Origin of the sequence: Nocardioides sp., assembly GCF_004803405.1 — a bacterium.
Lineage (GTDB): Bacteria > Actinomycetota > Actinomycetes > Propionibacteriales > Nocardioidaceae > Nocardioides > Nocardioides vastitatis.
Genome location: NZ_SSXI01000206.1, coordinates 1 through 19,075 on the forward strand (window position 1 = coordinate 1; position 19,075 = coordinate 19,075).

Annotated in this window: 16 protein-coding genes and 1 pseudogene; 8 read left to right on the plus strand and 9 right to left on the minus strand. The window is 71.3% G+C overall.

The window, feature by feature from the left end:
• Positions 1-222 precede the first annotated feature (222 nt).
• The 3 genes from E7Z54_RS14180 to E7Z54_RS14190 form a co-directional block, all read right to left on the minus strand.
• Positions 223-1,722, minus strand: a complete 1,500-nt coding sequence (locus E7Z54_RS14180; RefSeq protein ID WP_136434747.1) for a peptide ligase PGM1-related protein — start codon at positions 1,720-1,722, stop codon at positions 223-225.
• A 4-nt stretch (positions 1,723-1,726) separates the two neighbouring features.
• Positions 1,727-2,389 carry a hypothetical protein gene (locus E7Z54_RS14185; protein ID WP_240769685.1) on the minus strand — a complete coding sequence of 221 codons (663 nt, stop codon included), beginning with the start codon at positions 2,387-2,389 and terminating at the stop codon, positions 1,727-1,729.
• Positions 2,390-2,475: 86 nt separating this feature from the next.
• Positions 2,476-3,414: a S1C family serine protease gene (locus E7Z54_RS14190; protein WP_136434748.1), complete on the minus strand. Its 939-nt coding sequence runs from the start codon at positions 3,412-3,414 to the stop codon at positions 2,476-2,478.
• Positions 3,415-3,502: 88 nt separating this feature from the next.
• Here E7Z54_RS14190 and E7Z54_RS14195 point away from each other — a divergent pair, with 88 nt between their 5' ends.
• Positions 3,503-4,177: a response regulator transcription factor gene (locus E7Z54_RS14195; RefSeq protein WP_206056216.1), complete on the plus strand. Its 675-nt coding sequence runs from the start codon at positions 3,503-3,505 to the stop codon at positions 4,175-4,177.
• Positions 4,174-5,454, plus strand: a complete 1,281-nt coding sequence (locus E7Z54_RS14200) for a sensor histidine kinase (RefSeq protein WP_136434752.1) — start codon at positions 4,174-4,176, stop codon at positions 5,452-5,454. Before E7Z54_RS14195 ends, E7Z54_RS14200 begins: the two co-directional genes overlap by 4 nt.
• Here E7Z54_RS14200 and E7Z54_RS14205 read toward each other — a convergent pair.
• A complete protein-coding gene (locus tag E7Z54_RS14205) occupies positions 5,417-5,944 on the minus strand; it encodes an SgcJ/EcaC family oxidoreductase (RefSeq protein ID WP_136434754.1) in 528 nt (175 codons plus the stop codon). The two genes, E7Z54_RS14200 and E7Z54_RS14205, sit on opposite strands and share 38 nt — an antisense overlap.
• A 260-nt stretch (positions 5,945-6,204) precedes the next feature.
• Between E7Z54_RS14205 and E7Z54_RS14210 the strand changes: the two genes are divergently transcribed.
• Together E7Z54_RS14210 and E7Z54_RS14215 are read left to right on the plus strand one after the other, a co-directional pair.
• Entirely contained in the window at positions 6,205-7,515 is a 1,311-nt protein-coding gene (locus E7Z54_RS14210) for an ATP-binding protein (RefSeq protein WP_136434756.1), read from the plus strand.
• Between the two features lie 157 nt (positions 7,516-7,672).
• Positions 7,673-8,116 carry an SRPBCC family protein gene (locus E7Z54_RS14215; RefSeq protein ID WP_136434758.1) on the plus strand — a complete coding sequence of 148 codons (444 nt, stop codon included), beginning with the start codon at positions 7,673-7,675 and terminating at the stop codon, positions 8,114-8,116.
• A gap of 25 nt (positions 8,117-8,141) precedes the next feature.
• Here E7Z54_RS14215 and E7Z54_RS14220 read toward each other — a convergent pair whose 3' ends face one another.
• Positions 8,142-8,975: an alpha/beta hydrolase gene (locus E7Z54_RS14220; RefSeq protein ID WP_136434760.1), complete on the minus strand. Its 834-nt coding sequence runs from the start codon at positions 8,973-8,975 to the stop codon at positions 8,142-8,144.
• Between the two features lie 142 nt (positions 8,976-9,117).
• Positions 9,118-10,014, minus strand: a complete 897-nt coding sequence (locus E7Z54_RS23775; RefSeq protein ID WP_206056217.1) for a nuclease-related domain-containing protein — start codon at positions 10,012-10,014, stop codon at positions 9,118-9,120.
• Positions 10,015-10,182: 168 nt separating this feature from the next.
• Between E7Z54_RS23775 and E7Z54_RS14230 the strand changes: the two genes are divergently transcribed.
• Together E7Z54_RS14230 and E7Z54_RS14235 are read left to right on the plus strand one after the other, a co-directional pair.
• Entirely contained in the window at positions 10,183-11,622 is a 1,440-nt protein-coding gene (locus E7Z54_RS14230; RefSeq protein ID WP_136434762.1) for a hypothetical protein, read from the plus strand.
• Between the two features lie 38 nt (positions 11,623-11,660).
• Positions 11,661-12,014, plus strand: a complete 354-nt coding sequence (locus E7Z54_RS14235) for a hypothetical protein (RefSeq protein WP_136434764.1) — start codon at positions 11,661-11,663, stop codon at positions 12,012-12,014.
• A 98-nt stretch (positions 12,015-12,112) separates the two neighbouring features.
• On the opposite strand, the pseudogene E7Z54_RS14240 reads toward E7Z54_RS14235, so the two are convergent.
• Positions 12,113-13,571, minus strand: a pseudogene (locus E7Z54_RS14240) (MFS transporter).
• Between the two features lie 59 nt (positions 13,572-13,630).
• On the opposite strand from E7Z54_RS14240, the gene E7Z54_RS14245 reads away from it, so the two are divergent.
• Positions 13,631-14,056 (plus strand): MarR family winged helix-turn-helix transcriptional regulator, encoded by a 426-nt coding sequence (locus E7Z54_RS14245; RefSeq protein WP_136434765.1) that lies wholly within the window; start codon positions 13,631-13,633, stop codon positions 14,054-14,056.
• Between the two features lie 19 nt (positions 14,057-14,075).
• On the opposite strand, the gene E7Z54_RS14250 is transcribed toward E7Z54_RS14245, so the two are convergent.
• Positions 14,076-14,705: a hypothetical protein gene (locus E7Z54_RS14250; protein ID WP_136434767.1), complete on the minus strand. Its 630-nt coding sequence runs from the start codon at positions 14,703-14,705 to the stop codon at positions 14,076-14,078.
• Between the two features lie 90 nt (positions 14,706-14,795).
• On the opposite strand from E7Z54_RS14250, the gene malQ reads away from it, so the two are divergent.
• Positions 14,796-16,640 (plus strand): 4-alpha-glucanotransferase, encoded by a 1,845-nt coding sequence (malQ, locus tag E7Z54_RS14255; RefSeq protein WP_136434769.1) that lies wholly within the window; start codon positions 14,796-14,798, stop codon positions 16,638-16,640.
• Positions 16,641-16,681: 41 nt separating this feature from the next.
• Here malQ and E7Z54_RS14260 read toward each other — a convergent pair whose 3' ends face one another.
• On the minus strand, positions 16,682-19,033 hold the full coding sequence (locus E7Z54_RS14260) for a putative bifunctional diguanylate cyclase/phosphodiesterase (protein ID WP_136434771.1): 2,352 nt from the start codon (positions 19,031-19,033) through the stop codon (positions 16,682-16,684).
• Positions 19,034-19,075: the final 42 nt, after the last annotated feature.

Genomic DNA, 19,075 nt, shown 5'->3' on the forward strand with positions numbered 1-19,075 from the left:
ACCATAGGCGGCGCAGCAAGGCGGGAAGAGGCGGGCGGTCGCGCCGGCATCTCAGCCGCCCTGCTTCGGCGCGGCGCAGCCCGGTCGACGCTGAATCGGCGGGATTGCCCAATGACAACCCGCGCGACGACGAGCGCGTCCTTGGGCGGTGTGGGGCGCCTTTAGTGGGCGGTAAGTAGCACCCCGCGCGACCAAGCTCCGTGCGCCACTCACCAGCCCCCGTCACGACAGCGCAGCCACCACCCGACCCTCGAGTTCGGCGGCGTCCTCGGGGCTGTCGGCCAGGGCCGTGTAGCCCATGCGTCCGTCGACTCGGAGGCAGTCGAGCAGGTGGACCACGACACCGGTCCCCGTGCTGTGGTCATAGGTGAGGCCGGCGTCGGCCAGCCGTTGCCGGACGTCGCGTGGAGGGCGGCCGACCCACGACGGCCGGAGCAGGTTGTCGGTCGCCGCGTAGCACGCGACACGGCCCTCGGCGTCGACGAACTGGCCGCGCCCGGCGTCGTAGCTGCCGCCGCGCAACAGGCGCATGAGGCCGAGCGTGTGCGTCGTGCCGCCCTTGCGGAGGTTGATCTCCAGGCCGTAGACCTTCCAGGTGTCACCGGGTGAGTGACGACTGACCACGAAGTCGACCGAGAACCGGCCGACCGCTCCGTGTCGGCCGAGCTCCATGCCGACGTCGTACGCGTTCCGTCCCAGCTCGACGGCGTACTCCGGAAGCGCGGGGAACGATGCGCCTTCGAAGACCTGCCCATTCATGCCGCCGAGGCGCTGCTCATGGGTCCCGATGACGGTGACGCCGCCGTCGGGCGCGATCGCTGCTTGCGCACTCGGGCTGCGCACCTCGACCTCGGCGATGAGCTCCTCGACGACACCGCCGCGGCGAAGGGTCTCCACGTACCACGGCGGCAGCAGGCTGCCGATCGTCTTTGCGGCCATTTCATCGTCAAGCCCATCGTCGCGCCCGTCGTCGAGACCGGTCACCGTGCTCACGGGCACGGTCACGTTGCCATCCCCGGCGACGCTGTCGTCGAGCTTTACGACGACCTCCTTGACCTCCGGCCGGAGCCGCAGGAGCCGCCGGATCGCGGCGACCACCTCCGCGGGTGAGGTCACGTCCTCGGAGCCTTCGGGTACGGCGACCCCGGCCGTTCTGAGCAGCCGCCGGCCGTTGCTCTTGGTGGCCAGGTGGCAACGGGAGGTGCCGGTCGCGTTGGCAGGGATGCCGAGCGCGACGGAGAGCTCCTCCTCGGCGGGCCCGATGTTCCACGGCTCCAGGATCGCCGGCCGGCCGCCGACGTAGCGCCGCAGCTCGTCGACGATGTCACCGCGCTCGAGCAGCTTCTCCGCCAGAGGGCGCCACGACGGGTCGTCGGCGCTGACGAGGCGACTTTTCGCGAGGACCCGGCTCCGCTCCTCGGCCCCGACCAGCGACAGGTAGCTCTCCAGGCTGTCGGCCGGAGCGGGGAGGGACGAGAGGAAGACCACCTCGGTGGCAGGCTCCCTGGCGCGCAGCAGCACGTACAGGTAGCGGTTCTCGAGCGGTGGCACCCGGTCGCCGTAGTGGTCGTACACCGCACGGTCGAGGGCGAAGGACGGCAGCCCGACCACGACGTGCGGCGTCCGCGAGCCGGGCAGGTCGGCCGTCCACGCCGCCGACAGCTCGTCGTGTTGCAGCAGGTCGAAGCCGGCACGCCGAGCCGTCGGCGAGGTGACGCTCATCGACTCACGATCTGGCGCGTACGACGCCCGGAGGGCCGCTCGCGCGTTCCGGCTCGGGCGCCGGGCAGGCGGCGATACCCGCCTCGAGCAGGGCGCGCAGCCGCTGGTCGCAGTCGGGCCTGCCGGTCGCCACCACCCCTTCCACTGCGCACCGGATCATCGTCGGGGCGCAGCGATGGCCGAAGGTCTGCAGGGTGAGGCGGTCGTGACATCCGAGCCGCTGGACCCAGGCGACCGCGCCGGGAACCAGGTCGAGCGCGGACCGCGCCTGGCGACGGGTCGTGGCCAGCCTGGGGCCGGCGTCGGCGGACACCTCCTCGGCGCGGAGCAGGCCGGCGGCGAGCGCGCGCTGCGTCCCCTCCGGAGCGTCGAGGAGGGCGCTCGCGGCGACCGCCACGGCGACCGTGAGCGATGTCCGGTCGTCCCCGCGCAGCCCGACGACCGACGGGATCAGCGGCACCAGCTGGTGGCGACCCGCGTCGCTGGTGCAGTCGTTGACCTGGCGGGCCAGCTGTCCGAGCAGGGGATGCGTGCAGGAGGGGTGGTCGCTCCACCGCTCGCCGGCGAGGAGTGAGGCGAACTCCATGAAGCACGCGCCGCGTCGCGGCCATCGGTGTCGGCCGCGGGACAGGACCGGCATGCCGTCGGGAAGGGTCGAGGACTTCATCGGGGCCTCCTCCTCACAGGATGCGCCGACATGGCGGTCAGGGCAACCGTTGAGGACGGCCGGTCGAGACCGTCACGGCAGCACGGTCAGTCCACGAGCTCGGTGGGCACCACGACCGCGTCGACCAGCGCCCCGTTGCGCAGCACCGTGATCTCCATCCGCTGGCCGATGGCGTCGGCGAACAGCCGCTTCTGCAGGGACTGCGCGTCGCCGAGTGGTACGCCGTCGACCGCGAGGACGAGGTCACCGGCGCGAAGTCCGCTGAGCGCCGCCGGACTGTTCCCCATCGCCTCCACGACGCGCAGCGCGCGGCGCTGCCCGAACCGCTCCGCCTGCGCGGGCGTCAGCCGGGCGGGCGTGCTGACCAGGCCGAGGTAGGCACGCCGGACCCGCCCGTCATGCATCAGCGCGCCGATGATCCCTCGGGTGGTCGCGTTGATCGGCACGGCCAGTCCCAGTCCGATGCCGGCCACCGCGGTGCTGATGCCGACGACTCGTCCACGGCTGTCGGCGAGCGCACCGCCGGAGTTCCCGGGGTTGAGCGCGGCGTCGGTCTGGATGACGTCCTCGATCAGCCGGGCCGCCGTGCGCGAACGCGCCGGCATGCTTCGTCCCAGGGCGCTCACCACGCCGGCGGTCACCGTGCCGGACAGGCCCAGCGGGTTGCCCACCGCCACCACGAGGGAGCCGACGAGGAGCGAGTCGGAGTCGCCGTACTCCGGCGGACTCGGCACCTCCCGGTCGGTCCGCAGCACCGCGAGATCCGAGAGCGGGTCGCGACCCACGACCTCGAACCGGGCCACGGTGCCGTCCGCGAACTCCGCCGTGCCGCCGTCGGCGTCACCGACGACGTGGGAGTTGGTGATCAGATGGCCCTCGCCGGTCAGAGCGACCGCCGACCCCGCTGACTCGCCTCGGGACGACCGGGCGCGCAGGGCCGCCACCCGCGGCGTCAGCTGCGCTGCGACGGAGGTGACGATTGCCGAGTACGCATCCAGGGCGTCGGCATCGAAGTCGCTGGTCATCACTGGGAGAACCGCTGGATCGCGGTCCGGATTCCCTGCTCCAGACCGTGCGCGTCCCGAGCTGGCCGGCGCGCCTATGGTTTGCCGCGTGCGAGTGCTTCTGGTTGAGGATGACGAGTCGATCGCCATGTCGTTGCGACGCGGGCTGGCCATGTACGGATACGAGGTCGACTGGGTGGCGACCGCCGCGGAAGCGCTCCACGCGGCGCGGAGCGATCTCGTGCTCCTGGACCTCGGGCTGCCGGACGGCGACGGCCTCGACGTCTGCCGGACCCTGCGGTCCCGCAGCGACGTCCCGATCATCGTCGTGAGTGCGCGCAGCGACGAGGCGGACCGCGTCGTCGGGCTGGAGCTGGGCGCCGACGACTATGTGTCCAAGCCGTTCGGCGTGCGGGAGGTGGTCGCCCGGATCCGGGCCGTGATGCGGCGCGTGCGCCCGGGCGAGGGCCCCTCCGAGGACGGCCAGTACGGCCGGGTCACCATCGACCGCAGGGCGGGGCGGGTGTTCCTCGACGGTGTCGAGGTGCAGCTGGCGCGCAAGGAGTACGAGCTGCTGTCCTTCCTCGCCGAGGAGCCCGGCGCCCTGATCAGCCGGGAACAGATCATGGAGGCGGTCTGGGACACGAACTGGTTCGGCCCCACCAAGACCCTCGACGTCCACGTCTCCGCTCTGCGGCGGAAGCTCGCCGGCGCCCTGATCTTCGAGTCGGTCCGCGGCATGGGTTTCCGGCTCGTCGTCCAGCCGGCTTCGGCCACCCCATGATCCGAAGGCTGACGGTGGCCTACGTGCTGCTGGTCGCCGTCGCGCTCCTGGCCTTCAAGGTGCCGCTCTCGGTCCCGGTCAGCCAGCACATGCGCAACGACACCGCAGCGGCCGTCCAGCGGGACGCGACGTCGATGGCGCTGTTGCTCGCGAGCCGAGACCAGGCCTCTCGCGACTCGCTGGCCGCGACGATCCGGACCTACGAGCGGGAGACACCGGGCACCGTCGAGCTGCTCTCCACCTGGCGCGGCGGAACGCGAGCCGACTGGACCGACACCGCCCTGGTCGTCACTGTCGCCGCCTCCGACCACGAGGCCGTCCGGATCAGCTACCCGACCGACCAGATCGACGAGGAGGTCTGGGAGATCTGGATGTTGCGGGCAGCGCTCGCCGTCGGGATCCTCGCCGTCGCGGCCGTGCTCGGCGCGGTGGCGGTGCGTCGGCTGACCCGGCCGCTGCGCGACCTGCACGCGATGGCCGGCCGGCTCGGCGACGGTGACCTGACGGCTCGTGCGCCGGTGACCGGTCCGCCCGAGATACAGACGCTGGCCCGGACGCTGAACCTCGGCGCTGAGCGCCTCGAGAGCCTGGTCGCTGCCCGGCAGATGTTCGTCGCGGACGCCTCGCACCAGCTCCGCACCCCGCTGACCGCGCTGCGTCTCGCACTGGACAACATCGCCGAGGGCGTCGACGACGTCGGGGTCAGGGCCGACATCGAGCAGGCGACGAGCGAGGTGGTCCGGATGAGTCGGCTGGCCGACGGCCTGCTGATGCTCGCCCGCGCAGACGCCGGGTCCGGTGGGACGCAGCGGGTCGACCTGTCCGACGCGGTCGAGCAGCGCCTCGCCGTCTGGCGCCCGGCGGCGGCCGAGCGCGGCATCCGGTTCGAGGTGACCGGCGCGTCCGAGGACCTGGCCCCGGTCGTCGCGGGCCCGGGACACGTGGAGCAGGTGCTCGACAACGTCCTCGCCAACGCTCTCGCAGTGTCGCCGGACGGGGCGCCGATCAGGCTCGACGTCCAGGGCTCTCAGGATCGGATCGTGCTCGAGGTCCACGACGAGGGGCCTGGGCTGTCGGCGGAGGAGAAGGAGCGGGCCTTCGACCGGTTCTGGCGCGGCCGTGGTCTCACCGGCCGGTCCGGCTCCGGTCTCGGCCTGGCGATCGTCAACCAGCTGATGACCGACGCCGGTGGGGGCGTCGTGCTCGACGACACCCCCACCGGCGGGCTGTGCGTGAGGATCAGCTGGCTGCGGGCAGCAGCGACGAGTGGTGGTTGATGATCCACCACTGGCCGTCCCGCTTCTCGTAGACGAACGTGTAGCGGGCGTCCACGGAGTCGGTTGTCCCGTCGGCGTTGTGGAAGGTGAAGCGGTAGATGCCGGTGTCGATCGCGGACCGGGCGTCGAGCACCTTGACGACGGAGCGGATCTCCTGCCCGCTGGGGTGGCGCGCGAGGAAGTGCTCGAAGTAGTCGACGATCCCGGCACGCGTGGTCCGGATCTGCGGGGACAGGGTGGGGAGCAACACGGCGTCCGGTGCGTAGAGGTCTGCCACCTTCTCCGCGTCTCCGGTCTCGACCGCGGCGTTCCAGCGGTCGAAGAGGGCGGCGATCTGGGTTGTGCTGGGTGCGTTGCCGCGGCTGGTCGCGACGTGCTGGGTTGCGGCGTCGCCGTGCGTCGCGGCCGCCGCTGTGCTCATCGCGGCCGGCCCGCCCAGGGCGAGGGCCAGCAGTGCGGCACCGGCCGCGATGATCGACAGCTTCTTCATGGTGTCTCCCTTTGCTCTGGTGGATCAGGAGTCACCACTGTGACCAAGCACGGGTCAGCGAACGGTCAGCGTCGATCAAGGCGACGGCAAGCACTTCGACAAGCCTTGGTCGCACCGGCCCCCGGGCCTGACGTGACATCGGCGAACCCACCCTTCCGGTGGTGGCGGTTAGCATCGGGATGTATGGGGGAATCGCGGCAGATCGGTGCTGGCTCGAAAGCTGGAGCGGGCAGCGCTGAGATTGGACCGCGGGGGTCTCGGTGAGCGCGTCTCAGGCACCGATTCGTCGCCGCTTCCCCGCACATCCGTCCAGCGTCGGCCAGGCCCGCGCCCTGACGAGGCAGACCCTGAGCGAGCCCGCCCACGAACCGCTCGTGGACGACGCCCAGCTGCTGGTCAGCGAGGTGGTGACGAACGCGCTGATGCACGCGGGGACGCCGATCGACTTCGCGCTGTCCCTGTTCGACGGCACCGTGCGCGTGGAGGTGTCCGACGGGGCGGCGCATCTCCCGGTGCGGCGCGACTACGGGACGATGGCCGGGACCGGCCGCGGGCTGCAGCTGCTCGAGACGCTCGCGGACCAGTGGGGCGTCGACCTGACGGGCGACGGCAAGACGGTCTGGTTCGAGCTCAGCCCGCCGGGGGCCGAGGCCCGTGACGACGGGCCGCAGACCGCTCCGGCCCGCGTCGCCAAGGCGGAGGATGCCGACGACGCCGTCACCGTCACGCTGCGCAACGTACCTCTGCTGCTGCACGCGGCGTGGCACCAGCACGCAGAGTCGGTGCTGCGTGAGTACCTGCTGTTCCGGCTCGACGACCTGGACGCTGTCGACGAGATCGAGATGCACGCCGCCGCGCACGAGGCGATGGCGCTCCTGATCGAGAGCATCCCGGCGCCGGAGCTGGGGGACCAGCCCGAGGAGCTGCTGGCGGCGGCGATCGAGCCGCTGGTCTCCAAGGACCGGGTCCTGCTGCATGTGCCACGCGCCCTGGTGCCCAGCTTCGCCATGCTCAACGAGACCCTGGACGCGGCTCTCGAGCTGGCCCTCGCGGGGAAGTTCCTGACACCCCCGATGCAGCCCGAGATGCGCGCGTTGCGGCAGTGGCTGTGCCGGGAGGTGGTGCAGCAGAGTGCCGGCGCGCCGGGGACGCCGTGGGCGGGACTGCTCGACGTACCACCGCAGACACCACCGGTCGACCGGGACACCGAGGAGATCGCAGCGTCGGAGCTCGCCCTCGTCGCCGCCGACGACCGGAACCGGATCGTGGCGGCGAGCCAGGTCGCGCTCGAGATGCTGGGCTACAGCCGAGCCGATCAGCTCGTCGGCCGCCGGATCCTCGCGATCATCCCCGCTCGCTACCACCAGGCGCACCTGGCGGGCTTCACGCTGCACCTGAACGTCGGACGTAGCCCGTTGCTCGAACGGTCGGTGACCGTTCCCGCCCTGCGGGGCGACGGGACGGAGGCCCTCGTCGAGCTGACGGTGACGACGAGGCAGTCCTCGGGTGGTGGTCGGCTGTTCGTCGCCGAGCTCAAGGAGCCGGGCACGCCTGCCGGTGAGGGCGAGTAACGGGCGGCTGAGTTATTGCGCAACTAATGGTTGCGTATCTCTGCGTGACTCCGTACGGTACGTGCAACCAAGTGTTGCACTATGGCGAGCCAGGAGGTTCGCCTGAGCCGCGGTCCCGGCGGTAGCCGGGGCCGTCACGAGTCAAGGAGAGAACGAGATGGTGGACATCCTGCACAGGGTCGGTGTCGTGACGCCCTCCCCGGAGAAGGTCTACGACGCGCTGACGACCGTCGAGGGGCTTGCCAGCTGGTGGACCGACGACACCACCGGCTCCGCCGAGGTCGGTGGCGTGCTGCAGTTCCGCTTCCCGCCCGGCGGCTTCGACATGAAGGTCCTGGACAGGCGCGACTCCGAGCTCGTGCGATGGGAGGTCGTGGACGGCCCCACGGAATGGGTCGGCACGACCGTGGAGTGGAACCTCCGTCAGGACGGCGACCACACGATCGTCATGTTCAAGCACAAGGGCTGGCGGGAGCCGGTCGAGTTCATGCACCACTGCGGCACCAAGTGGGCGACCTACCTGATGAGCCTGAAGGCTCTCGTCGAGACCGGGAAGGGCGCGCCGTCCCCGAACGACGTTCACGTCGCCTATCCCGACTGATCAGGCCGTGCGTCGCGCCCTGCGCTCAGGACAGGGTGCGTGCCAGCCGGGCGACGCCGTCGGCGACCTCGGGGCCGAACATGACCGGGTCGTTGTGGTCTGCGCCCTCGATCACCAGCCGCTCAACCAAGGTCGGCGCATGGTCGGCGACGCGGGCGCTGAGCTTCGTGGGGACCACGCCATCGTGCTGTCCGTAGATCACGGTCACCGGTACGTCGCTCTCGGCGAGGTGCTCGAGGACCGGGAACCGGTCGCGGAGCAGCGCGCGCACCGGCAGCCACGGATAGTGGTGGGAGCCGACGTCGGCCAGCTCGGGAAACGGCGACCTCAGCACCATCCCGGCCGGCGGGTGACGGGCTTGCAGGGCCGCGACGACGCCGGCGCCGAGCGACTCGCCGAAGTAGATCGTCCGCGCCGCGGGGAACCCCAGGTCCCGCAGCCCGTCGACCGCCGCGTCCGCGTCGGCGGCCAGGCCGTCCTCGCTGGGACGGCCGGGGTTGCCGCCGTACCCGCGGTAGTCCATCAGCAGTACGGCGAACCCGCGACGGCTCAGCGCGGAGGCGAAGCCCGCCCGGCTGGCCCGGTTGCCGCCATTGCCGGGCGCGACGAGCACGGCCATCCCGGTGGCGGTCGCAGGGTCGGCCGGGACGAACCACGCGCCGAGCTCGAGACCGTCCTCGGTGTGCAGTGTGACGTCCGTGGCACCGTCGATGACCTCCCCGGCCGGCGGCACCGGCGTTGGGTCGGGGAAGTAGATCAACTGCCGCTGGAACGACCACAGCAACGCACCCACCGTCCCCACGAGAAGCACCGAGACCACGAGCCCGACGCTGAGCTTCCTGCCAACCCGTGGGGCCATCCTCCATGCTCACCCGCGTGGTGGCGCAGGGCAACCGGGAGAGTGCCCGTGCCGTCGCGGACGCGGCAGATCGGTCGCCCCAGGCGATTCAGGTCGACGGCCCTCTGCGGACGGTCGCCGGCCGTGGCTGTCGTGTCGTCGACTAGGAGCACGCCCACGTCGTAGATCGCCGCGCCTGGTCGTAGATCCGCTCGATCCGATCCTCACCGAGGATCACCGGCAGTCTCCGCAGCCAGCGATTCAGGTCCTTCTGGCGGACAACGCTGACGTCAGCAGGCGGCGCCTTCGTCTTGATCTCGACACCGCCCACGATGGCGATCACTCCGACGGCAGACACCTCGAAGCCGCATGCTCCTGTGAGCAGACGGGAGGCCCGCATGGCCTCGTGCCGGCTGTTGCGTACGTATGGCTGCCGGTGCCCGTTGACCATCAGCGTGTCCCCGCCGATCCACACCTTCGCCTTGTCATGGTGTTTGGCGTTGATGGTCAGCACGCCCGCCGGGCCTATGGCGACATGGTCGATATCAGAGCCGCGAGAGCCAACGGGCACCGCGTGAAGGAACCGCCAGCGCGGATCCTTGGCGGCGAGCCGCTCGAGCCGAGCGCCGACGACCTCCTCGCCATCTGCTCCCTTCCGCCATGAGCGCTCGTCAGTGTGGACGTTGAAGAGACGCTCGAGGTGTGGCATCACGCGTCTCGCTGACTTTCGACGTTCCCACTCCGCGATGGCCTGCGCGCGCGCCATGACGCCCGGTGGGTTGCTCGCGAGATCGGTCCACGCAGGCACCAGCGGCATCACTGTCGCGGTGATCGCGTCAGGAGCGACAGCAGGGTCGGGCATGGATGCGACGAGACTCTCGATCGCAGCCCACGCGTCGACCGCCCGGCGCAGGAGGTCGGCGTCTGCCGCGGGCTCCGGATGATCCGATCCAGATGCCAGGTCGCGATAGCCGAGGCTTGTGCCGTCTGCGTGAGTGGCGTAGGCGCGGTCATGGCCGAACCGTTTCCACCTCGCGACGGTGACGTCCTCGACCGACATGTGAATCAGGCTGACAACATTCCCGGCAGGCCGTGGCCGATTGGCAGATCTCGGCCGAAGGACTCGCCCGACGGTCGTTCGAACCTCGATCACCGAGGCCATCACGCGTGATCCACAGGCGGCTCCCGGCGAGGTCCCAGTGTCGGTGCTCGATGCTGGAATGGAGTCATGCACCGGGACCTGCCCCACCTCGATTCCGCGGCAATCCTCGCTGCGGAGCAGGACGCCGTGCTGGCCCAGCGGCAGATCGATGTCGACCGGATGCGTCTGCTGCTGCAGTGGCAGGACCGCCACTCCGCCGACCCGCAGGCAGACCCGGGTGCCGTCCCGGTGAAGTACGGCGGCGACCGGCTCACCGTGATCGGCGGTGAAGGGACGCCGGGGGTCGCCCTGCTCAGGCTCGAGGAGTTCGCGATGGCGGGACGCGCCGGCAGCGTCGCGACCGCCAACAGGCTCGCCGACGGGCTCGACCTACGTCACCGGCTTCCGGAGGTGTGGGCTGCGGCCGAGTCGCTCCGCATCGATCTTTGGGTCGCCCGCAGGGTCGCCTCCCTGTCGCGCCGGCTCACCAAGCAACAGGCGAGGCTGGTCGACGCCGCGGTCGGAGCGGCGGTCGATGAGAGCGCCTCGCGGATCCTCGCGATCGCCGAGGCCCGGGTGATCGAGGCCGACCTCTCGGGCCACGAGGAGCGGATCCGCAGGGATGAGGCGCGCAAGGGCGTGTGGCTGCGCCGGAGGCGTCCGGGGCAGCGGGTCGCCGAGGTCGATGGCGAGCCCGCCGTCCAGGGCGTCGGGATGCGCCTGTCGACCGCCGGCGCGGTGGAGTTCGAGGCGACGGTGACCGAGCTCGCCCAGGCCCTGGCTGACAACCTCGTGTCGGATGGCGACGACGACGTGAAGACGATGGACCAGCTCCGTGCCGAGGCCGTCGAGCTGCTCGCGCGACCTCACGATGCTGCGAGGTTCCTCGACGGGCTCGCTGAGGGCGGTCCGGACAGCGGCACGCGTCCGGGGCGTGGGTCACGACGCCGTCCGGCGACGATCTTCGTCCATCTCCACCGCGACGTCCTGACCGGCCGGGTGCCCGGGGTCGCGCGGGTGGAAGGGATCGGGCCGATGCTGCTCGCCCAGGTCGTCGAGTTGCTGCGTCATCGGAACGTGTCGGTGAAACCGGTCATCGATCTCAACGACGGCGTCTCCGTGAACGCCTACGAGCATCCCGCCGCCTGCAAGGAGCGCACCGGGCTGCGCAACCTCTACGACGTCTTCCCGCACAGCACCTCGATGATCAGCAGGGGCCTGGACCTCGACCACCCGACGCCGTACGACGTCCACGGGCCGCCAGGGCAGACCGGCGACCGCAACGCCGCACCGCTCACGCGGCGTCATCACCGCGCCAAGACCCACCTGGGCTACCACCTCCGGCAGCTGTCCCTTGACGCCTATCGATGGGAGTCGCCGCACGGCCTCGTCCGGGTGGTGACGCGGCGCGGCACCTGCGTGGTCGAACCGATCCGCGGGCCCGACCGGCGACTGCTAGGCGAGCTCTACCCGAGCCGGGTGAGCGTCGGGTTCGAGCCGCGGACGGAGCCGGCTCTGTCGGGCTGAATGCAAGCCAATGCCCACACAGGGGGCAGACTGGTCTTGTGGCCCTCACTTCCGTTCCGACCCTCGCCCGCGCTGCTGAGCAGATCCTTGTTGCGATCGCACAGGAGACCGCTGAGCCGATCACCTACGGCGAGCTGGCCGACCGGCTGACCGGGGAGGGTGAGCGCCCGGTGCCAGCCCGGCAGATGGGCAAGGTGCTGGTCGAGATGCGGGACCGCAAGGGAACCTGGTCCTGGACGCCGTTCCTCACGGCATGGGTCGTGAACGACGAGACCGGCGAGCCGGTCGAGGGCTACTTCGTCACCGGCCTCGGCGACGCTGCGGCCGTGCGGGCCAAGACCCACGAGCGGCTCGTGAACGGCATCTACCACGCCGGGACGCCCGCGCGCTGAGGCGCTTCCGCCGGGATCGAACCGCGCGCCCATGACCGCGCGCCCATGTGGGCCCGGTCGCCGGACCGGACCCACATGGCTCGAGTGCTGACGGCCAGCTAGGCGGCGCTCGCCAGCTCCGGCTCGACCTCGGACGCATCGAGGTCGTCGTCACCGCCCTGCCGACGCTCCGCCGCGAGGCCGAGGAGCGCCACCAGGGCGCCCACCGCGCAGACCGCGGCGGCGAATGCCAGCCCCGGACGGTAGCCGTCCAGCATCGCCGTGGGCGAGGTGCTGCCCTGGGTGCCGGACGCGATCACCGCGGTGGTCACCGCGAGCACGATCGCGGCGCCGACCTGCATGGAGGTCTGGAGCACCCCGGCCGCCAGGCCCTGCTCGTCGGGGTCGATCCCGCTGGTGGCCTGGATGTTGATGGCCGGGAAGCCGATCCATCCCACGCCGATCAGGATCAGCGCCGGCAGGAGCATGCCGAGGTACGAGGGGTCGGTGTCGAGGCGGAGGACGAACATCAGGTAGCCCAGGGCCATCACGGTCATCGTGACCGCGATGATCGGCGAGGTGCCGAACCGGTCGACGAGCTTGTGGGAGAACACCGCCGAGAGGGTCACCATCAGGCCGATCGGCAGTAGCGCCAGCGCCAGCTCCAGCGGCGACCAGCCGAGGTTGTCCTGCAGGAACAGTGTGACGATGAACTGCCAGCTGAAGTACGAGCCGCCGACGGCGACGATGGCGATGCTCGCCCGCAACAGGGTCGGCTTGCGCAGGATGCCCAGGCGGATCAGCGGGTGCGCGATCCGGCTCTCCACCAGCACGAACGCCGCGAGCAGTGCGGCCACGCCGATGAACGACAGGATCGTGCGAGTCGAGGCCCAGCCGACCTCGGGTGCCGTCACCACGGTGTAGACGAGCAGCAGCATCGCCCCGCCGGATGTGAGGGCGCCGACGAAGTCGTGGCCGCCCTCTCCGACCGGCTTGTCCTTGGGGATCAGGACCCATGCTGCGGCGAGTGCGAGCAGGGCGATCGGCACGGGCAGCAGGAACGTCCAGCGCCAGCCGACGCCGGTCATCAGGCCACCGAACAGCAGGCCGGAGGAGTAGCCGCCGGCGCCGAACACGGTGTAGATCGACAGCGCCCTGTTGCGCGCCGGTCCCTCCGGGANCCGCGGCGAGGCCCTTGATGAAGCGGGTGATGATCAGCAAGGGCCCGGAGCTCACCAGCCCACCGAGCAGGGAGGCCAGCGCGAAGACCGCGAGCGCGATCAGGAACACGCGGCGCCTGCCCAGCAGGTCGGCGGTGCGGCCGCCGACGAGCAGCAGGCCGCCGTACCCGAGGACGTAGCCGCTGATCAGCCATTGCAGCGAGGACGTCGAGAGGTCGAGCTCGGCGCCGATGGAGGGGAGCGCGACGCCGATCATGGAGACGTCGAGCCCGTCGAGGAACAACACGATGCACAGGGTGATCAGCATCGCCCAGGTGCGGGAGGTCCAGCGGATGGCGCTGGTCGCGGGGGGAGCGGAGGTTGATGACATGGCGAGTAGCGTTCCATGCGTGTGCATTGAATGCAAGCGCAATTAATGTGTTTGCATGAATGTCACGTCGCCGGTAGGATGCGCGTGTGTCGAAGACGTCCGCCCAGACCTCGCCAGGCCGTGCCCGCACGGCGTCCGGCGATCTGGTGGGCGACTGGCGCGAGCTCCTCGACCGGCATGCGGCGATCAGCTGCGCGCTCGAGAAGTCGCTGCAGGACCGGCACGGCATCGGTCTCAGCGAGTTCGAGACCCTCGACCGGCTGGTCGACGCCAACTGCGGCAACTACCGGATGGCCGACCTCGCCCAGGACATCTACCTGAGCCAGAGCGCGCTCTCCCGCGCCGTCGCCCGGCTCGAGAAGGACGGCCTCGTCCGTCGCTCGGTGTGCCAGGACGACCGCCGTGGCGTCTTCGTCTGCCTCACCGAGGAGGGCCGCACGGTGTACGACGCGGCGCTGCCCACGCACCGTGAGGTGCTCCAGCGCACCTGGGACTCGGCAGCCCGCTGCTGAGGGCCCTCGGGCGTGTGGGTCAGGCGCAGTTGTCGCAGACGCCGGTCGCGGGAAGCGCCATGAAGCAGTTCGGACAGATCCGGATCTCGGGCTCGGCCGGCTTCACCGGCTCCGGCTTCGGCGCCCGGGGCGCGCGCTGCGGCTTGGCGGACACCGGCACGAACCGCTCCGTGGGCACCGGCACCTCGACGACCGGAGCCACCCAGCCCGGGGGCGCAGGCTCGGTGATCCCGAACATCTCGAGGACCGTGCGCGCCGCGGCGGTCGGCTGGTGCTTGGGCCTGGTGACGATGTCGAACGGCGACGACGCGCCATCGAGGAACGTCTGGGCGCCCGGGTTCAGCGTCGGCGGCAGCCGGCGGTGGCGCCAGCGCTGCGGGGTGGCCCCCTTCTGGGTGATGGTCACCAGCTCGGGCCGGTTCCAGCAGACGAGGACCCAGTCACCACGGTGGCTGGTCGCCCAGATGGCCACGGGCCGGTCGTCCGCCTGACCCGCCGCGCGCAGCGCGATCCGCTCGGGGTTGGAGAAGCGTCCCGTGACGTGGAGGACGCCCGGCAGGGGCCGCTCGACGTCGTACTCCTCCGCCCAGAGTGCGTCGACGACGTCGGAGAGGGGGTCGCTGTCGGGGAGATCGGCGTTCGTGTCCATACCTCGTCCGACGGTACTGGTGCAGGCCGCTTCCTGCGCAATCAGGCCGGCACGGGGATGCCGCCGGCCAGCTCGGGGAACCGGGAGGGCATGACGGGCGCAGGGCGGCACGGGGCAGATGCGGACGCGTGGGGCATCCAGCGGGACTGGGTGGATGCCGACGACCGGCCGCAGCGGGTCGGCGAGGACACCGTGGCTCGGCTCCGCGAGATCATCGGCAGGCCCCCGGACCACCTCGAGGTTCGCGCACCGATCGTCGCTCGACCCGGCGACGACCTCGGTCTGGGCCGGGTCCGGGTGGTCTGCGAGGACGGGACGCAGCGCGAGGTCGACGGGCACCTCTCCGTCGACTTCCCCCTCGGCTACCACCGCATCGGCGACGGCGGCTCGGGTCGTCGCCTGATCGTCTCGCCCGGCAGATGCTGGCTCCCCGACCGGCGGCTCTGGGGCTGGGCCGTGCAGCTGTACGGCGCTCGCTCGTCCGCCAGCTGGGGGATCGGCGACCTGGCCGACCTCCGGTCGCTGCGCACCTGGACCGAGCAGGAGGGCGGCGGGTTCCTGCTGGTGAACCCGCTGCACGCAGTGGCGCCGACGGTGCCCCAGGAGGCGAGCCCCTATCTGCCCGCCACCCGCCGGTTCCGCAACCCGATCTACCTGCGGGTGGAGGAGGTGCCCGGCTTCGCCGCGGACGACGTCGACGCGGTGGAGGTGCGCCGGCTGGCTGATGCCGCCCTCGTCGACCGCGACCCCATCTGGCGGGTCAAGCGCCGCGCCCTGCGGGCCGCCTTCCGGCGCAGCGAGCTGGAGACCGGGGGAAGTCGAGACTTCCGGGAGTGGCGGGCGACCCAGGGCGAGGAGCTGCAGGAGTTCGCCGTCTGGTGCGTCCTCGCCGAGCTGCACGGCCCGGACTGGCACGGGTGGCCGCGGGAGCTGCAGCGGCCAGCCACCTCAGCGGTGCGGGAGGTGGCCGAGGCGCAGGCCGCCGAGGTCGCCTTCCACGCCTGGCTCCAGTGGCAGGTCGACGTACAGCTCCGTGACGCCACGGGTGACCTGACTGTCATCCAGGACCTTCCGATCGGGGTCTCCGGGGGAGGCGCCGACTCGTGGGCCTGGCAGGACGTCCTCGCCCAGGGGGTCTCGGTCGGCGCGCCGCCGGACGCGCTGAACTCGCTGGGCCAGGACTGGGGGGCACCGCCACTCGTGCCGTGGCGGCTGCGCGCCGCGGAGTACGAGCCGTTCATCCAGTCGGTCCGGCGCACGATCGCGGGCGCAGGCGGCCTGCGCATCGACCACGTGATGGGCCTGTTCCGGCTCTGGTGGATCCCCGACGGCGCCACCGCGACCGAGGGCGCTTACGTCCGCTACCCCAGCGGCGACCTGCTCGACATCGTCGCGCTCGAGTCCCACCGCGCCGGGGCGGTCGTCGTCGGCGAGGACCTGGGGACCGTGGAGCCGGGCGTGCCGGAAGCCCTCGCCGAGCGGGGCGTCCTGTCCTACAAGGTGCTCTGGTTCGAGGAGGACGATCCGGCGGACTGGCCGGTGGCGGCGCTGGCGACCGTCACGACCCACGACCTGCCCACCGTCGCCGGCCTGTGGACCGGCTCGGATGCCGAGGACCAGCTCGCGTCGACCGACATGAGCAAGGACGACGTCGCCGGCGACCGACGGGAGCTGCTCGAGAAGCTCGTGCGCGACGGCCTCCCGCCGGACGCGACGGCCACTGAGGCCGTCGAGGCGGCCTATCGCCAGCTGGTCCGGGCGCCGTCCCTGTTGATCTCGTTCTCCCTGGAGGACGCGGTCCACGAGGAGCGGCGCGTCAACGTGCCCGGGACGGTGGACCGTGAGAACTGGCGCATTCCGCTCGCCGTCCCGGTGGACCTGCTCGACGCGGCGCCGGACGTCCAGCGGCTCGTCCGGCTCGCCAGCCGGTCGTGATCACCGGCGCGAGACGAGCGCAGGCGGACCACTCGGGACCGCTACCTGGAGCGTACGGAAGCCGGTGCCGAGGGCTTCAGGCCGGCAGCGGAGGTCGAGCGGTCCTCGGAGAGCACGCGCCGAAGCTGCTCGAAGGACATCGGCCGGTGCAGCAGGTAGCCCTGGACGTAGAGTCCCTCCGCACTGCCGATCGCGGCCATCTGTGACTCGCGCTCGATCCCCTCGACGATCACGTCCAGGCCCAGGGACTGTCCCATCTGCGTGACCGAGCGGAGCAGCGCGCTGGCCCGCTCGTCGGTGTCGATCCCCTCCGAGAGGGAGGCGTCCGCCTTCAGGATCCGCACGGGCAGGTTCGTGAGGTAGCTGATCGAGGAGAAGCCGACGCCGAAGTCGTCGATCGCGAAGCTCACTCCCATGTCCGCGATCGCATGCATCGACGCGAGCACGACCGGGTCGAGGTCGATCCCCTCGCGTTCGGTGATCTCCAGGACGAGGGTGACACCGGCCATCGCCACGGTCGCCCGCCGGACGCGGTCGACGAACGTCGGATCCATCAACTGCTGCGCCGAGACGTTGACGCACATCGTGATCGAGCCATCGAGGCTGCCGCGCAGCGTCGCTGCGTCGGCGGCGACGGCGGACAGTGCCACGTCGCCCAGGTCGACGATCATCCCCGCGTCCTCGGCGACCCGGATGAACACGTCCGCGGGCACCGCGACGCCGTCCCGGGTCCACCTGGCGAGGGCCTCGACGCCGACGATGCGGCCGGTGCCGGTGGCGACGACCGGCTGGTAGACGACATCGATCCGCTTCTCGGCGATCGCGCGGCGCAGGTCCTCGACCATCACCAGCCGCTCGAGGCGCGAGTGCCCGATCGCGTCCTCGTAGCGGACCAGGCGGTCCTTGCCCTCCGCCTTCGCCGCGTACATCGCCAGGTCGGCCTTGCCGAGCAGCCCCTCACCGTCGTCCCGGCTCGCGGCGTACGCGATCCCGGCGCTCGCACTGAGCGGGACGCGGTGCCCGGCGACCCACGCCCCCTCGCGCACGGCCCTCAGCACCCGCTCGCAGGCCGCCTCCACGTGGGCGGTGTCGGTGTCCTCGAAGAGGATCGCGAACTCGTCACCGCCCAGCCGGGCGACCGTGTCGGCGCCCCGGACGCACGCGCGCAGGCGCCCAGCCACCTCGATCAGGACCGCGTCACCGGCGGCATGGCCGAAGCGGTCGTTGACAGGCTTGAACCCGTCCAGGTCGACGAACAGGAGAGCGACGAGTCCGTCGCGGCGGCGGGCGCGGGACAGGGCGTGGTCGATGCGGTCCAGGAGGATGCCGCGGTTCGGCAGGTCGGTCAGCGGGTCGTGCCGCGCCACGTGGACCATCTCGCTGGTGAGCGTGAGGCGCGCGAACGCGTCCGTTGCGACCGCCGCGAGTGTCTTGAGCGCCTGCTCGTCCGCAGTCACCGTGGACCGTGCCCGGTCCATCGCCTTGGCGACGATCCACAGCTGCGTGTCCCCGTCGTGGATCTCGGCGCCGACCTCGCCGGAGACGGGCGGGTCGGAGCGGAGAGCCACCTGCTGGAGGCGGAGCAGCTTGCGGGCGTCCCCGAGCAGAGCGTGCGCCACGGCGCCCCGCTGCGACAGCGTCTGCGCGCGGACGGCGGCGTCGAACAGCACGGCGAGCCGGCGAGCGTTCTCCCGCCCGCGGGTCAGAGCGCGGGTCGCGACCAGCAGGGTGGTCAGCGGCACCGCGAGCAGGACCAGCGTCCACGGCGGCGCGCTCCGGTGGACGACGGCGCCCAGGTACCCCAGCGTGTCGAACGGCACGAAGCAGCCGATGGCGAGCAGGGTCCCGGGCTGCAGCACCTGGTCACGGAGCGTCGTGGCTCCGCTGATGGCGAGAGAGAATGCCGAGACCACGAAGTCGGCGGCGAAGTACACCGCTGCCGCGGCCGCGACGGCGGCCAGCTCTCGAGGCGTCCCCAGCGCTTCGCCCCGGACCAGACCGAGCACCGCACTGGCGAGGAAGCCCGCGGTGATGCCGACGCCGATGTTGAAGATCTTCGACGACAGCCGTTTCGCCGTCGTGAGCTGGGTGAGGAGGACGCCGAGGGACCAGACCACGAGTGCGTCGTGCGCGTCGAGCGTGCACAGCAGGAACATCAGGACGCAGGAGTCGAACCCGACCTCGATCCCGCCGTCCTGGATGTCGATGACGACCGGGAACCGAGCGATGACGAGGATCAGCGGGATCCCGAGGAACGCCACCGCGTTCAGGCCGGACCCGTCGCGCAGGGCACCCACGGAGGCCTGGACGAACAGCGCGATCCCCACGCCGCACACGGAGAGGTCGAACCACCAGCCGCGCGATGAACGCAGGCGGTCAATCAGTGTGGTCATGGCAGCCGTTCGTCGCCGCTGGAAGGACCGGTCAAGTATGGG

What these genes read in the sequence shown, in the direction of transcription:
- E7Z54_RS14180 (WP_136434747.1), bottom strand. Translation starts at nt 1,722, where the DNA reads ATGAGCGTCACCTCGCCGACGGCTCGGCGTGCCGGCTTCGACCTGCTG.
- E7Z54_RS14185 (WP_240769685.1), bottom strand. Translation starts at nt 2,389, where the DNA reads ATGAAGTCCTCGACCCTTCCCGACGGCATGCCGGTCCTGTCCCGCGGC.
- E7Z54_RS14190 (WP_136434748.1), bottom strand. Translation starts at nt 3,414, where the DNA reads ATGACCAGCGACTTCGATGCCGACGCCCTGGATGCGTACTCGGCAATC.
- E7Z54_RS14200 (WP_136434752.1), top strand. Translation starts at nt 4,174, where the DNA reads ATGATCCGAAGGCTGACGGTGGCCTACGTGCTGCTGGTCGCCGTCGCG.
- E7Z54_RS14205 (WP_136434754.1), bottom strand. Translation starts at nt 5,944, where the DNA reads ATGAAGAAGCTGTCGATCATCGCGGCCGGTGCCGCACTGCTGGCCCTC.
- E7Z54_RS14215 (WP_136434758.1), top strand. Translation starts at nt 7,673, where the DNA reads ATGGTGGACATCCTGCACAGGGTCGGTGTCGTGACGCCCTCCCCGGAG.
- E7Z54_RS14220 (WP_136434760.1), bottom strand. Translation starts at nt 8,975, where the DNA reads ATGGCCCCACGGGTTGGCAGGAAGCTCAGCGTCGGGCTCGTGGTCTCG.
- E7Z54_RS23775 (WP_206056217.1), bottom strand. Translation starts at nt 10,014, where the DNA reads ATGTCGGTCGAGGACGTCACCGTCGCGAGGTGGAAACGGTTCGGCCAT.
- E7Z54_RS14230 (WP_136434762.1), top strand. Translation starts at nt 10,183, where the DNA reads ATGCACCGGGACCTGCCCCACCTCGATTCCGCGGCAATCCTCGCTGCG.
- E7Z54_RS14250 (WP_136434767.1), bottom strand. Translation starts at nt 14,705, where the DNA reads ATGGACACGAACGCCGATCTCCCCGACAGCGACCCCCTCTCCGACGTC.
- malQ (WP_136434769.1), top strand. Translation starts at nt 14,796, where the DNA reads ATGACGGGCGCAGGGCGGCACGGGGCAGATGCGGACGCGTGGGGCATC.
- E7Z54_RS14260 (WP_136434771.1), bottom strand. Translation starts at nt 19,033, where the DNA reads ATGACCACACTGATTGACCGCCTGCGTTCATCGCGCGGCTGGTGGTTC.